This window comes from Portibacter marinus, from assembly GCF_021533195.1.
GTDB lineage: Bacteria > Bacteroidota > Bacteroidia > Chitinophagales > Saprospiraceae > Portibacter > Portibacter marinus.
This window is the reverse complement of the sequence record NZ_JAJNKB010000002.1, coordinates 848,017-861,944: the sequence shown is the minus strand read 5'-3', so window position 1 is coordinate 861,944 and position 13,928 is coordinate 848,017. Positions and strand designations below refer to the sequence as shown.

The following is a 13,928-nucleotide window of genomic DNA, read 5'->3' as shown; positions in this document are numbered from 1 at the left end:
CATTGGCATAAAATACTCCTAAAGAACTGGAAGTAAAAGGAAATCAATAAGGTAAAGTCAATAGAAATCCAATGGTAAAATTGGCTTCCCAATCGAAAACATACTGATCACATCCAGTACCATCTTTGATACCCTGGTAAATATTTAAACCCGCTTTTGTCTTAGCTTCGTCTGACTCGTAAGATCCCGGATCACCAAGGACGGTGTATCTTTCCTTGCCTGCCCTACCCTCTTTGGCTAAATTGAAAGGCACACCACCTATAATAAAGCAAGTTCCTGTTCTGTTTTCCGGAATCAGCTCACCTACTCTCTTGGCATCCGCATATACTTTTGCATCACTCACTCCATTTTGAAAGTATTTCGATCCATAAGTTTCTTTAGCCTGTACTTTCCCTCCAACCATCCAGGAAACTTTGGTATTTCCTGAACCAATATCCACGACGAAAGCATTGTTTTCGTAAACTTTAGGCAGCACTGACTTCAAGGCATACCCTCCTTCCTGCTCAGGTGTAACTTCATTCACTACAAATCCTAAATTTTTTAAGGCGCTTGTGATGGTCTTTGTTTTGTCATTCTTTAAGGCACCAGATGAGACCACAAAGTGAATTTCATTTCCAGCAACCCCATAATCTAAAAACTTTGCAATGTATTGTTTTAAGCCTTGCGTAACATCTGTACCCGAAGCCATGCCTTCGTAAACTAAACTGTTCGACCACTCTGCTCTTTCCAGTTTCCAGTTCTTGTCTTGATCCGTTCTGATGATAAAGGAATTGAAACCGGATGCACCTAATTCTACAACCCCCTTTAGTTTGCCACCGATGGGACTCTCTGGAATATAATCCCAATTTCCAGCAGTTTTTTCTACTGTCTCCGACTTGGGCGGAATTTCGATGGTAATTTCTTCCCCTGCTTCATCCTTTCCAATCACCACTTCACGTGTATCATCATCAGCAGGTCCGATCTGAGGCAAATTAAAAGATTCTGCTATATAGCGATAGCCAAAAAATAGCAAGGCAAGGATAATCAGTGTAATTAATAATTTAGAAAATGTAGTCAGCCTACCCATTTTAAATAATTGCTTTTGTGAAAGTGAATATAAGCCATAATATTCTTAATTTCAGACTTTGTTAATTTCAAATTTTTGAAAATGAAATATTCGTCGCTACTTCTTTTGCTATTACTCTTCTCTAACATTTCGATCGCTCAAGATGAGACAGAAGAAGATCAAACTGTGCTTCAAACCATCAAAGAAATTGGCCTCGAAGAATCGCAGGTAATGGAAATTGCTTCCTATGTATGTGATATATATGGACCCAGACTTACAGGTTCACCAATGTTGGATAAGGCTACAGAGTGGGCAGTTGAAGAATTAAAAGAATGGGGCATGTCTAATGTTCACCTGGAAGAATGGGGACCCTTCGGCAGAGGATGGGAGCTTCAACATTTTGAAATGCATGCGAAATCTCCTAATTACTTTCCAGTACTGGCATACCCTAAAGCCTGGTCACCTTCAGTGAAAGGAGAAGGTGAGGTAATATATATTGACGCTTCCACACAAGAAGAGCTGGATGAGTATAAGGGTAAACTGGGAGGCAAGTTTGTAATGGTAGATACCATCAGAGACGTTGAGGAGTGGTTTGATCCACCAGCCAATCGGTACGAAAGTGATGATTTACTCAATATGGCTAATGCTGGCAAACCTACACCAAGACCTCGTCGTAGCAGGAATGCCGGTGGGTTTAATTTCAATAATGCAATGTGGACTTTGATCGAAGCTGAAAAGCCCATCGCAGTTCTTGACCGATCATACAAGGGGGACCTGGGAACAGTATTTGTCTCCGGTGCCAGGACTTCAGAAGGTAGAAGACAGCAAGTAGGACGTGATGTGGTACCTCAAGTTACCCTTTCAGTAGAGCACTACAATAGAATATTTAGAATGCTGAACAAAGGTATACCTGTTTCCTTAAGTATAGAATTAGAAGCTATTTATACCAATCCAGATGAAATGGAACATAATATCATTGCTGAAATTCCGGGAACAGACCTTAAGGATGAAGTGGTGATGTTTGGTGCTCACTTTGACTCATGGCACACGGGCACAGGCGCGACGGATAATGGTGCTGGTTCCTCAGTGATGATGGAAGTCGCCAGAATTCTATTGGAAACCATTAAAGAAACAGGAGTACAGCCACGAAGAACATTACGTTTAGCTTTATGGACAGGTGAAGAACAAGGACTCTTTGGGTCAAGAGCATATGTAGGCAAACATTTTGCTGAATTCCCTCCCAATTCATATACTCCTCAATCCTTAAAACCGGATCAAAAAACAGTGTCCGCTTATTATAACCTCGATAATGGAACAGGAAAAATACGCGGTATCTATACTCAAGGCAATGAAGCGGTCGTTCCTATTTTTAGAGAATGGTTTGGTCAATTTGAAGGTATGGAGACCGGAACAGTAACCTTACGAAACACCGGAGGAACTGACCATTTACCATTTGATGCAGTGGGTATTCCCGGATTTCAGTTCATACAGGATCCAATGGCATATTTTAATAGAACGCATCATAGCAATATGGACAACCTGGATCATTTATCAGGGGATGATTTGAGCCAGGCTGCTACTATCATCGCGGGCTTTGTTTGGAATACCAGTCAAAGAGATGAAAAGCTGCCTCGAAAACCATTAGACGAAGATTTAAAATCAGGTACGAATTAAACACATATGTCAATAGCTTTTTTATTGGTCATTGCTTTTCAGGCATTTTGTTTTTATCATATTTATAAAAACAGAGACAAAGCATATTGGTACATTATTATATTGCTTTTCCCCTTTATTGGCGGTTTAATTTACTTTTTGACCAGAGGAATGGATCCACAAAGGAGTTTTGCGATCAGTGACCACGAAGTCAGACCATCTTTCTCTTCTGGTAAAATTACGCAGCTTGAGCAACAGGTCGAAGTCGCGGACACCGTCACCAATAAAATCTTGTTGGCAGATGCGCATGTTGAAAAAGGAAATTTTAAGGAAGCCATCAAAATATATGAATCTTGTTTTAATAGGTTTACAGAAGACGATGAGGAATTGAATGAAAAGTTACTTGCTGCCTATTATTTCAATAATGATTATGTGAACACCATCGCTCTAGGAAAAAAGCTTGAAAGCTTTTCTTTTTTTGATAAGTCTAAAGAGAAAACCTACTACGCCTGGGCTTACTTTGAGTTAAATGATGATTTCAGTGCTGAAAGGGTTTTTGAAGAAATGAACTTACATAATACCAATTACTATCATCGACTGGAATATGCCAAGTTTTTGATTGAGACCGATAGACATGAAGAAGCCAATACTCTAATAATGGAAATGATGTCAGAGATTAAGGATATGGATACCTATGAGAAAAGGAGCCTTAGAGATACCATAAAAGAGATTAAGTTGGTCAAAGAGAAAGTTCTGGAAGAGTAGTTCCTCCATATATCACACCTATCTGAAAGTCTGTTTCTACATCCTTAAGCAACGAACATAATAGATGTATGTTAGCTTAAGTAAGCTATGAACATCACACTAAAACTGATTATAGCAACAGTTGCTGTTATAGCAATTTTAATAGGAGGCTTTTTTTATGCCAATTTCTACATTAAAAAGACGGTTGCACAAAAATTGACCGAGGAATTTGGCTTAGAATTTACCAATTTAGAAACCAGTCTATGGAAGCGGAGCATCAGTGTGGATTCTGTCCAGGGCTTTCTAAATGATGGCTCCATCGCTTCTGCTAAATTGGACGAGCTCAACTGGATAAGTCTATTCTTCGATCCGGAAATAGACCTCGATGATGTATGCTTTACTGCTACAGGATTTCATACCAATTTGTCAGATGGCCTATATACGATAAGTATTGACAGCCTCAGCAAAGAAAGAGGCAATTTTTATGCTCGAAGTGTTCAACTCGGAACCCCATACGCTGATCAGGAATTTCATCGCAAAGTGAAATTCAGAACACCCAGAATAGTCATCGATGTACCTCATATATATGGAAGTGGCTTTCAATCGGAAGGCAACACTTTCGATGAGATCATTGCCAAAGATTTTAAAGTAGACGTGGATGAAAATCTAAATGTACCCGCTGATGGAAATAAGAAGAAGCTTCCCGGACAACTGCTGAAGGATCTGGGTGTCGAATTTAATATTAAGCGATTCGAAATAGAGAACGGAAGTATTCACTACGCTGTCATCAACAAGGGACGATCGCAAAAAGGTAATATAGACTTTAGTAATGTCCAATTTAAGGCAGAGAATATTAGGACAGATAGCTTAGCAGAAGAGATGATTTTAGATTTGAATTGTACAATGGAAGGAGCTCCTCTCAAGGTGGTCATGCGTAATTTTCTGCAACATCCTGAATACAAGTATGACTTTTATGGCCAGTTGCAAAACCTTGATTTTGTAAAACTTAATGATCTTACAAATGCCGCACGAGGCATATCTATTGAATCCGGACATGTAAATAAAATGGAAATGGAGGGATCTTTTTTTGATAATCATGCCAATGGAACCGTAAGTCTAGACTACTCAGACCTAAAAGTTGATATGCCTAAAGGACAGATTGTGGACTTTATCTCTAATGTTGCCATTAAGAATGACGGATCAGAAAAAGTAGAATTTGATACACAGAGAGATCATGATAGAGGTTTTCTGGTGCATGTGATTCAATCTATAATTCAATCCTTAAAAGATATATTGCTTATCATTTAAACTTTGTCCACCACCAATTTATACTTAGGATCTTCTATGACATTGACATCTATAATATCCTCGGCATTTTGAAGTAAAAGCCTGCAATCTTTACTTAGATGCTTCAAGTGCACTTTTTTTCCTACTTTCTGATAACGCTCGGTTATTTTATTGAGAGCCTCAATGGCTGACATATCCACTACTCTGCTCTCTTTAAAGTCAATGATAACTTCATCTGGATCATTGAGGACGTCAAACTTTTCATTGAAAACGGTGACTGATCCAAAGAATAAAGGGCCATATATTTCATAATGTTTAACGCCATCTGCATCGATGTGCTTCCTGGCACGTATTCTTTTGGCATTATCCCATGCAAATACCAGAGCTGCTATGATAACACCGATCAATACGGCTAAAGCAAGGTTGTGCAACACTGCAGTGACAAGAGTTACTAAAACCATTACAAAAATATCTGACTTGGGCATCTTGTTGACCGTTCTAAAGCTGGCCCATTCAAATGTTCCGATGGCAACCATAATCATTAGTCCTGTTAAGGCAGCCATTGGCATCCTTTCTATTAAACCAGCTCCAAACATAATAAAAATCAGCAGCATGACCGCAGCAACAATACCGGATAGACGAGCCCGGGCACCAGAGGAAATGTTGATCAATGACTGACCTATCATGGCACAACCACCCATCCCGGAAAACACGCCCGATAAAATATTTGCCGTTCCCTGGGCCACAGCTTCCTTATTTCCCCTACCCCTGGTTTCGGTGATTTCATCAATAATGTTCAAAGTCAAAAGGCTTTCTATCAGTCCGACACCTGCTACAATTCCGGCATATGGTATGATGATTTTCAATGTCTCTAAAGTCAATGGAACATTGGGCAAATGAAAGGGAGGAAAACCACCACTGATAGAAGCAATATCACCCACCGTCTTGGTTTCAATACCGAAACCAACCACAATTCCAAAAATGGCGAGAATGGCAACCAAAGATGCTGGAATGGCCTTGCTTATTTTAGGAAGCCCCCAAATAATGACCATGGTCAAAATGGTTAAACCCAAGAACCAATACATTTGTTGGCCTTGCAACCAATAACCATCCGCATCTTTGAATTGCGCGATCTGAGACATAAAGATAATGATGGCAAGTCCATTCACAAATCCAAATATAACAGGATGAGGTACCAGACGCATCAGTTTTCCCAATCTTAGAAAACCAGCAACAACCTGGAAAATACCAGCTAGTACTACTGCGGCAAAAACATACTCCACACCATAATCAATAGCCAAGGATGCAATCACAACGGCTACTGCTCCCGTTGCTCCGGATATCATTCCTGGTCTTCCACCAAGTATAGAAGTGACAATTCCCATTACGAATGCGGCGTATAAACCAGTCAACGGGCTAAGACCTGCGATCAAGGCAAATGCCACCGCCTCAGGAATAAGTGCCATCGCAACGGTTAAACCCGAAAGTATTTCGATTCTATAATTGACTTTCTGGGAAAGATCAAACAGGTTAAAATATTTCTTCATCTCACTATTTTATGCTTGGTGATCCACCAAAAGCGCACAAAAGTATCAATTTTATTCACCCTAACACATGATCGATCAGTAAATTATAAACCATAGCTGGTATATATGCCATTGCGCTGACAACACAAAATTCAGTGAGTCGTACGTAGTCAGAATTAATCTACGCGGATAAATTACCAATCCCCATGTTTGGTCCATTGGGCTGTTTTATACATAATTTTATTGGGTTTGAATTTTTTTAGCGTTTATAATCTTTCACTTTAAATTTTCTTCGCTTATATTGGGATAAAAATTATATCTATGAAGAAAGTATTACTATTTAGTCTGTTTCTGATCATGGGTTTTTCGGCAAAAGCTGTTCACAGTATTAATTGGGCACAGCAATTTGGAGACGAACCTAAAGTTCAGGCACTGACGCCCGAGATGACAAAGCTTGCTGTGGACCAATTTTTAGCCTTAACTCCAAAGGCCTACAAAGAAATGACAGGCGAAAGGCTTGGATTTAAAAAAACCATTCAACTAAAAGCTGCGCAAAAATTCATAAAAGCCAAGAAAAACGGAGCTGAAGACATTGAAAAAGGTCTTTATATTGTTTTAGCCATTCTTGGTCTTGGGTTTATTGCAATGGGTCTGATGGATGATTGGGAAGGCAACAATTGGTGGGTTAATTTAATATTAACTGCTCTTTGTTGGATACCAGGTGTAATCCACGCATTGATTAAAATGAAAGAGTACTATCCATAATTAGTATTTATTATTAATCTACATATGCTCCGGAAAGCAAGGCATTGACAATCGATGATGCCTTGCTGTCTAGAGCATTTTTTATTTTAGAGATTTTGATCATATCTGTATGAACTTCAGTTACAATAAACGTAATGTTTCTGCCCTTTTTCACTTACTTTTAGAAGGGTACTTTAACCTGAAATCTTTGAAACTAATTTACCGATGAGAAAAATTTTCAAGGCTTTTTATTCCTATCGAGGTCAGCAGATATGGCTTTTGCTGCTCATCATTTTTCCCATCCTTTTGTGGATATTGCCAAGTAGCTTTTTTGATGGAGATGGTTTAGTACTTTGCCCATCCAGATTATTTTTTAGTATTGAATGCTTTGGCTGTGGTATCACCAGATCTGTGATGCACATGCACCACTTTGAATTTGATGATGCGGTCTATTACAATGTGCTAGGTTTGGTTATTTATCCCGCTTTAATTGTTCTGTGGTGCTATTGGGTTTACAAAGCATATTTGAGACTAAAGAAAAGTCAAACGATAGCTGCGTAAGACATCTACTTCTACGTGTGTGGTTACATTAATACTCCATTCTTCGCTTCGATATTCGGAGGAATATCTGTTTCACGAAGCATTTCTTTCAAGTCAATTTCGATCACCCTGCATAAAGACATCATAGGAATGTCATTTCCTAGTCCCTCAAATGGATTTTCAGAATAGTCACCAATGAGTTCCATCATAATATACACCCAACAAATTAGCACTGTAAAAGGAATGGAAATCCACACTCCCCATTCTCCTAGTTTGTGAAATTCAGAGACCATACCAAATGGAAGTAGAAAGATAAAAATACCCGTAAAAATAAAACTTGCACCTCCATATTGTCGGGGCAGTGGAAACTTTTTAATGCGCTCTGCTTTGCCTTGGTGGATGTAAAAGTCATATAATATTTTCTGAAGTTCCATATGTCGGAAATCATCAATGAAGTTTTGCTTTCTCAAAGAAGCCAGATTCTGTGCTTGCTGGTCAATAATCTGTGTTGCCGTATTCTTAAAATTGATCAATTCTTGCTGTTCTTCTGGTTCAAGAAACTCACTTAAGACATCTTCTATTTCTCCATCGTCGATGAGACCCACTCCATAATTTTTTTGACGTCGCCTGTTGACCCGGGCAATCATGGGATGTTGATTGATATGTTCCCAGCTTGTCGGGATCAATAATTGATTGCGAAGCGCGTACAACCAGGCAATGTGCCTGTATATCAATTTCTTGTGAATTTTGTACAGATTTTCTTGTTCTCCCTTATCATCTAAAAACGTATCATTGACAAATGCCTTAACTGCACTACCCCACGCCCTGCTGCTATTCACTATGGCTCCCCAAATTTTCCTGGCTTCCCAAAGTCGGCCATAGGCCTGGTTGTTTTTGAAACCAACATAAAAAGCAACTGCTGTTCCGATAATGGAAATGGGCAGCCAGGGGATAGACATCCATGCGCTGGAGGTAAATTCATGTAACAAAACAACTGTTAAGGTCCAAAGTGTTATCCAGATCAGGTGGCCTCCACTAAAATTGATGATTCCTTTAAAACTTAAATTCTTCTGTACGTACATAGGTATGGGTTATAGTGATGATGGGCTAATATAGGAATCGCTAAAGACAAATACACGAAACGAAATGGTGAAAGCACAGTTTTGTTTCGTGACCATTGAGTATTAATGAAATTATTCCGAGAAACTTTGCTCGAAGTAAAGCTTGCAAATGAATTTGCAAGTCCTATGACAGTACCTAATTCCCATAGCTGGCAGAATTTGCAAGTCCCAAAGCAGTATCAAACAAGAGAAGATCTGCTATCTGATAGCTTGCACATAAGATTTTACAAATCAAGATCTAAATTGGCAGTTAATCACGAAAACACTACAGCGGATCTGGAAATGCTATCTGATAGCTTTCTAATCGCAAAAAGTTTATTACCTGAAATTAAAGCTTGCAAATGAATTTGCAAGTCCCATAGAAATCGCTTTATTCATCAATTTTCATATACGGTCTGGCAAATTTTTCGATGATACCCTCATAAATATCTTCAAAGGCAATGGCGATGCCCATCTCGATCGATTCACCGAATGAGTAATGCTTGAATGCTCCAAAGTAGTACATCTTATTTAAAGGAGTCATACGATTGTAAACCGCCATAATGGGTACCAAGTTGATTTGATAATCCTTCCTCAATAAATAAAACAAACCCTTGAATACATCACGGTCAAGCATCTCCATTTGTTCCCGCGTCAAAGTACCCTCCGGTATCCTTTCCTCTGGTTTGACATACATGTCCTCACTCTGCCTCATATACTGCTCACCTACCGCCAGAAAGAACCGGTCTGCACCTTGCCGCTCATATACATTATACAATGTGATTTTTCCAAAATATCCCCGGGCATCCATATTATTGGCATAAATGAAACCCAATCCATGGAGAACCAGATCAAAAGACAATCGCTGATGTCGCTTTTGATACCAGGGATTAATAAATGAACGACCAAGCTCAATCCACTTCTCAGATCTCCATTGATCAGAAAAGTAAAAATATTCTCCCATTGGCCCCGTGGAATAAGAATCCGCGTCATGAACCATGTAACGATATCCACCAATAATCGTCCCGATGATTGAGTCTGCCTGAGTATCTAATATGATTAGTTGCTCCATTTTATCCAACAAATCAAACTGGTCATAGTCGTTTTCACCTACTCCTCCACCTTCATTCCTAAAAGCCCATTCTCGCATAATGCTAAGCAACTGACTCAATTCGGGGCATTTGTGCCAATTCACCAAACAAATGATGAAGTCAGTATCATTTACAAAACTGTTGGTCTTTTTTGAATAGTCTAAAATTCGAGCAATTTCCCCAGCAAATGCATCCGGGTCTATAGACTGATCAATCGCCTCTTGAATTTCTTCCTCACTGATCTGAGGAAAGACCGGTATGTTGCTAAATACTTTTTTCTTTTCATCAAAATAATCCATCGGATCCACTTCAAGCGCCTGTGCTGCTAGTACTTTCTTCATCCTTGAAATTTTAAGTTTTCCTCTGACATTGCGTATAAAAATTGATACAGTGCATCTGCCAAAGCCCGCTTGTCAGATAGTTCTCCACTTTGTAACCTGGTAGCAACCTCTTCAGCTGGAATACTTTCCGAAAAAGTAAGTTGGATCGCTTCATCTTTCGGATTAACCAATTCTCTCAATTGAAAGATGTTTTCCAAAGGCACTTTCTTAAATCTTTCATATTTCTCCCTCAACCTCGATACCTTATAAAAGATCTTAGCATTTGATCCACCAATTCGCAAGATAGTAATCGGAGTACGGTATTGAATGGCAAAATCAAGAAATGTTGGTCTCCATTTACGGTCGCGAAGTAAACCTTCATCATTGTATCTGGAGTTCTTCCCTGCAGCATAAAAAACAACCACCTTACCATCTCGATACGCCTGGTGTACCGCATCAAAATTGACCTTGTTGTCTTTTGCCATCGTATTGACTGGTAGAACGATATCGACCACAGGTTCTACACATATCAGTTCATTGGCCAGTATGACGAAATCAGGTCGTCTTTTACCTATTGCTGAAATCGTTGCGACTACATCTGCTCCACCCGGATGATTAGACACTAATGTCACGGGGCCCTCCAATGGTATGTGTTCAAGACCCACAATATCCAGCTTGTGCCCACGATCCTCTATCACTCGATCGATAAATTGATGATTCTTCAAGTGTCCGTATTTTCGAATCATCTTATTGGCCGCAGCAACACCCAGTGGCAAAGCATTAAGGAAAAAATCAGCCACCTTAACTTTCCACTTTGGCCACTTTGGCTTAAATATATCAAAGGAATATTTCTTTATCAATACCAGTTCCGTTTTGTGAATCGTAAGAAACAAATTTTGACGTAAAGTCAAAAATGAAGCAAGAGTTTTCTCTAGTTTTTGATTAAATTGGCTTGCACTAAACGTAAAGATAATGCTTAAACCTATTATTCTGTTTTTACTTTTGATTGGTTTTTATAATGTAGTTGATGCTCAGTTCAGAACTAAGAAAACCTTTAGTAGCCATGCTGTTCTTCAAAGAAATGCGGTCATACCGATCACAGGTTGGGGAGCACCAGGAGAGAAAGTAAAAGTAATATTTAACCGGAAAGAATATCCGGGAACAGCTGATCAACAAGGCAGGTGGACCATTGACATACCTCCTACTCCCGCTGGAGGACCTCATACCATAGAAATAAAAAGCGCTGATAATGGCCTGACTTACAAAGATATATACTTTGGTGATGTATGGCTTTGTTCAGGACAGTCCAATATGGAGTGGGTTCTGCAAAATACTGAAAATGCTGAGGAGGAAATCAGCCGAGCAAAGGATGGCAAAATTCGACATTTTAAAGTACCACATGCCAACGAGCTGAAACCCGCTCAGGAACTACCTGGTGGTGAATGGCAGGTTTTGAGTCCGGAAACAGCAGGTCAATTTACAGCGGTAGGCTACTATTTCGCTCAAAGCATTAGAGCTCATAATGATGTGCCCATTGGATTATTGAATTCTTCATGGGGCGGTAGCCGGATCGAGCCCTGGATGAATAATCAAGTCCTGAGTAAAAAGCATCCTGAATATTCTTTAAAGTCGTATCAGAAAAAAAATAACATTGACCTGGAAGGCCGTAAAAAAGCGCTGCAAGATAAATTTCCAGGAGTAGACGAAAATGATCAAGGCATGGATGATCAAATGCCTAAGTGGGTGAATAATAAGGAAGCTGAAAAATGGAAGAAGATTGATCCTTCAGAACTGTGGGAAAATCAAGGCTATGATGGCCTGGACGGTGTAATTTACTACAGAACCTATTTTGAAGCCGATGAGGATATTGATCTGCATCTCGGAACAATCGATGACAGTGACATGACGTGGGTAAATGGCCAATTAGTAGGTCAAACGAATGGTTACAACGTTCACAGAATCTATCGCGTTTCAGAAGATAAACTGAGGGATGGCAAGAATGAATTACTTATAAGAATTCACGATACTGGTGGAGGAGGTGGAATGTACACCTCAAAATTTGCGACAGGAATTGGAGACAAAGCTTTAACCGACTTTGATTGGGAAATGAGGGTAGGCGCGTTGCAGGTCAATAATTTAAGCAATCAAATACCTAATTTGATCTACAACGCAATGATTCACCCTATCATTGATTTTCCGATTAAAGGTATCATTTGGTATCAAGGTGAATCCAATGCTGGCAACCTTGAAAGTGCATATGATTACAGGTATCTCCTTAAGTCATTGATAGGTCAATGGAGGACGGAATGGAACAATCCGGAACTTCCTTTCTACTACGTTCAATTGGCCAATTTCAGACAACCCATGAAAGAACCTGGTACGGACGCATGGGCGGTCATTCGCGAATCCATGACAGAGGTGCTCGAACTGCCCAATACCGGTCAAGCAGTCATTATAGATATAGGAGAGGCCAATGATATTCATCCCAGAAATAAAAAAGACGTTGGTTACAGATTAGCGTTGCCAGCACGAAATCAGGTATACGATGAAGATGTGGTTCCGGGAAGTCCGATGTATGCAGATCATCAGGTAGTAGGCAATCATATGCTTATTGAATTCCAACAAGTTGGAGATGGACTCATGGTCAAGGACCGTTATGGCTATGTAAAAGGTTTTAGTATTGCCGGAGAGGATGGTCAATACGTTTGGGCTAAAGCAAAATTGGAAAATGGAAAGGTTATGGTTTGGAGTGAAAAGGTGACGAATCCCGTTTCGGTCCGTTATGCCTGGGAGATTAATCCTTTTGACGCTAATTTATTTAGTTTGGATGGTTTACCCGTTACCCCTTTTAGGACAGATGACCAGAAATAATATCTTTGAAGTTTTTCTGTTCAAAATCGGCGAAACCATAGACGAGAATGACAAAAGATGACCTGGCTTTCTACAACGCTAAAATTGCTGGTGTAGTCGGTAGTGAAGAACATTTCGATAAATCATTTTCCAATGATGTGCTTGACGACTACTATACGAAATCTGCTTTTTTTTACAAGAAATTTCATTCTCCTGACGGTGCTATGCACTTACCTATTGCATTTTCTGAAGAAGCTACGCACAAATCCAAGTTGAAATATCAGGCAAACGCGGTAGGTCAAATGATAAAGAAGAATGGATACACCCATGTTTTAGAGTTGGGCTGCGGTATGGGTTTCAATACCATCCATCTTGCTAATCAATTTCCTACTGTAGAATTTATGGCCATTGACATAAATGATACGAATCTAACCTTCGCCCGGAGCAAAGCGAAAAATATCAATAACGCTAGCTTTCAAGCTGGAGATTTCAATTTTCTGGAGCACTTTGAAGGAAGATATGATCTGATTTTTGCAGTGGAAACACTTTGTTATTCCAGAGATTTCAATGATGTGATTCAATCTGCTGCCGAACTTCTGACAGAAAATGGTCGAATCGTCATTTTTGATGGATTTAAGACTCCTACCAGAACTGCCGCTCTAAATAAAATAGAAGAGAAGGCCTATCAGATGTTTTGCTGGGGATTTTCCCTACCTGACTTTAAAAACTATAAAGACGCCACGATGGTAGAAAATATCGCTCCGCTAAAATTAGAAGAGTCAGCAGAGTATTCTAACCATGTCATGCCTAATTTTTTGTCCTTTCAGAAAAGTGCTAAACTAACTTTGCGGTGGAACTTTTTTCTGAAGCTCTTTACCAGAATGAATTGGATACCACTAGCATTTATTCAGCAATTAAGTGCAGGATTGATGGGACCTTATTTCTTAGAAAAGAGATATGTCGGTTATTACAAAATTGTTTTTCACAAGGAGCAAATCGAAAAGTAATTGTGCTTTCGGCAACTCCAC

The 13,928-nt window shown here is 39.5% G+C and carries 13 protein-coding genes; 7 read left to right on the top strand and 6 right to left on the bottom strand.

Annotated elements, in window-relative coordinates:
- Positions 1-43: 43 nt before the first annotated feature.
- Positions 44-1,066 (bottom strand): hypothetical protein, encoded by a 1,023-nt coding sequence (locus L2567_RS07705; RefSeq protein WP_235297172.1) that lies wholly within the window; start codon positions 1,064-1,066, stop codon positions 44-46.
- Between the two features lie 81 nt (positions 1,067-1,147).
- On the opposite strand from L2567_RS07705, the gene L2567_RS07700 reads away from it, so the two are divergent.
- The 3 genes from L2567_RS07700 (at position 1,148) to L2567_RS07690 (ending at position 4,750) form a co-directional block, all read left to right on the top strand.
- Positions 1,148-2,719 (top strand): M28 family peptidase, encoded by a 1,572-nt coding sequence (locus tag L2567_RS07700; RefSeq protein ID WP_235297171.1) that lies wholly within the window; start codon positions 1,148-1,150, stop codon positions 2,717-2,719.
- Positions 2,720-2,725: 6 nt separating this feature from the next.
- The gene (locus L2567_RS07695; protein ID WP_235297170.1) at positions 2,726-3,463 is read left to right on the top strand and encodes a hypothetical protein; all 738 of its coding nucleotides are present in this window, start codon (positions 2,726-2,728) and stop codon (positions 3,461-3,463) included.
- Positions 3,464-3,550: 87 nt separating this feature from the next.
- Positions 3,551-4,750: a hypothetical protein gene (locus L2567_RS07690; RefSeq protein ID WP_235297169.1), complete on the top strand. Its 1,200-nt coding sequence runs from the start codon at positions 3,551-3,553 to the stop codon at positions 4,748-4,750.
- On the opposite strand, the gene L2567_RS07685 is transcribed toward L2567_RS07690, so the two are convergent.
- Complete coding sequence (locus L2567_RS07685; RefSeq protein ID WP_235297168.1) at positions 4,747-6,276, bottom strand: SulP family inorganic anion transporter; 1,530 nt, start codon at positions 6,274-6,276, stop codon at positions 4,747-4,749. The genes L2567_RS07690 and L2567_RS07685 overlap by 4 nt on opposite strands.
- 300 nt (positions 6,277-6,576) lie before the next feature.
- Between L2567_RS07685 and L2567_RS07680 the strand changes: the two genes are divergently transcribed.
- The gene (locus L2567_RS07680; protein WP_235297167.1) at positions 6,577-7,020 is read left to right on the top strand and encodes a YqaE/Pmp3 family membrane protein; all 444 of its coding nucleotides are present in this window, start codon (positions 6,577-6,579) and stop codon (positions 7,018-7,020) included.
- Positions 7,021-7,033: 13 nt separating this feature from the next.
- Here the strand turns inward: L2567_RS07680 and L2567_RS07675 are convergent, their stop codons facing one another.
- Positions 7,034-7,174 (bottom strand): hypothetical protein, encoded by a 141-nt coding sequence (locus L2567_RS07675; RefSeq protein ID WP_235297166.1) that lies wholly within the window; start codon positions 7,172-7,174, stop codon positions 7,034-7,036.
- A 50-nt stretch (positions 7,175-7,224) separates the two neighbouring features.
- On the opposite strand from L2567_RS07675, the gene L2567_RS07670 reads away from it, so the two are divergent.
- Positions 7,225-7,560, top strand: coding sequence for a DUF2752 domain-containing protein (locus L2567_RS07670; RefSeq protein WP_235297165.1), 336 nt, complete (start codon positions 7,225-7,227; stop codon positions 7,558-7,560).
- Between the two features lie 23 nt (positions 7,561-7,583).
- Here L2567_RS07670 and L2567_RS07665 read toward each other — a convergent pair whose 3' ends face one another.
- The 3 genes from L2567_RS07665 to L2567_RS07655 form a co-directional block, all read right to left on the bottom strand.
- Entirely contained in the window at positions 7,584-8,621 is a 1,038-nt protein-coding gene (locus L2567_RS07665) for a bestrophin family protein (RefSeq protein WP_235297164.1), read from the bottom strand.
- 409 nt (positions 8,622-9,030) lie between these two features.
- Positions 9,031-10,071, bottom strand: a complete 1,041-nt coding sequence (locus L2567_RS07660) for a GNAT family N-acyltransferase (protein ID WP_235297163.1) — start codon at positions 10,069-10,071, stop codon at positions 9,031-9,033.
- Positions 10,068-10,910, bottom strand: a complete 843-nt coding sequence (locus L2567_RS07655; protein ID WP_235297162.1) for a 1-acyl-sn-glycerol-3-phosphate acyltransferase — start codon at positions 10,908-10,910, stop codon at positions 10,068-10,070. The genes L2567_RS07660 and L2567_RS07655 overlap by 4 nt, the downstream gene beginning before the upstream one ends.
- Before the next feature lie 112 nt (positions 10,911-11,022).
- Between L2567_RS07655 and L2567_RS07650 the strand changes: the two genes are divergently transcribed.
- Together L2567_RS07650 and L2567_RS07645 are read left to right on the top strand one after the other, a co-directional pair.
- Entirely contained in the window at positions 11,023-12,921 is a 1,899-nt protein-coding gene (locus tag L2567_RS07650) for a sialate O-acetylesterase (protein WP_235297161.1), read from the top strand.
- Positions 12,922-12,968: 47 nt separating this feature from the next.
- The gene (locus L2567_RS07645) at positions 12,969-13,907 is read left to right on the top strand and encodes a class I SAM-dependent methyltransferase (protein WP_235297160.1); all 939 of its coding nucleotides are present in this window, start codon (positions 12,969-12,971) and stop codon (positions 13,905-13,907) included.
- The last annotated feature ends 21 nt before the right edge of the window (positions 13,908-13,928 follow it).

Bases quoted from the DNA above. Each gene is read 5' to 3' on its own strand.
- L2567_RS07680 (WP_235297167.1), top strand. From the start codon at position 6,577: ATGAAGAAAGTATTACTATTTAGTCTGTTTCTGATCATGGGTTTTTCG.
- L2567_RS07650 (WP_235297161.1), top strand. From the start codon at position 11,023: ATGCTTAAACCTATTATTCTGTTTTTACTTTTGATTGGTTTTTATAAT.
- L2567_RS07665 (WP_235297164.1), bottom strand. From the start codon at position 8,621: ATGTACGTACAGAAGAATTTAAGTTTTAAAGGAATCATCAATTTTAGT.
- L2567_RS07670 (WP_235297165.1), top strand. From the start codon at position 7,225: ATGAGAAAAATTTTCAAGGCTTTTTATTCCTATCGAGGTCAGCAGATA.
- L2567_RS07660 (WP_235297163.1), bottom strand. From the start codon at position 10,071: ATGAAGAAAGTACTAGCAGCACAGGCGCTTGAAGTGGATCCGATGGAT.
- L2567_RS07695 (WP_235297170.1), top strand. From the start codon at position 2,726: ATGTCAATAGCTTTTTTATTGGTCATTGCTTTTCAGGCATTTTGTTTT.
- L2567_RS07700 (WP_235297171.1), top strand. From the start codon at position 1,148: ATGAAATATTCGTCGCTACTTCTTTTGCTATTACTCTTCTCTAACATT.
- L2567_RS07685 (WP_235297168.1), bottom strand. From the start codon at position 6,276: ATGAAGAAATATTTTAACCTGTTTGATCTTTCCCAGAAAGTCAATTAT.
- L2567_RS07690 (WP_235297169.1), top strand. From the start codon at position 3,551: ATGAACATCACACTAAAACTGATTATAGCAACAGTTGCTGTTATAGCA.
- L2567_RS07705 (WP_235297172.1), bottom strand. From the start codon at position 1,066: ATGGGTAGGCTGACTACATTTTCTAAATTATTAATTACACTGATTATC.
- L2567_RS07645 (WP_235297160.1), top strand. From the start codon at position 12,969: ATGACAAAAGATGACCTGGCTTTCTACAACGCTAAAATTGCTGGTGTA.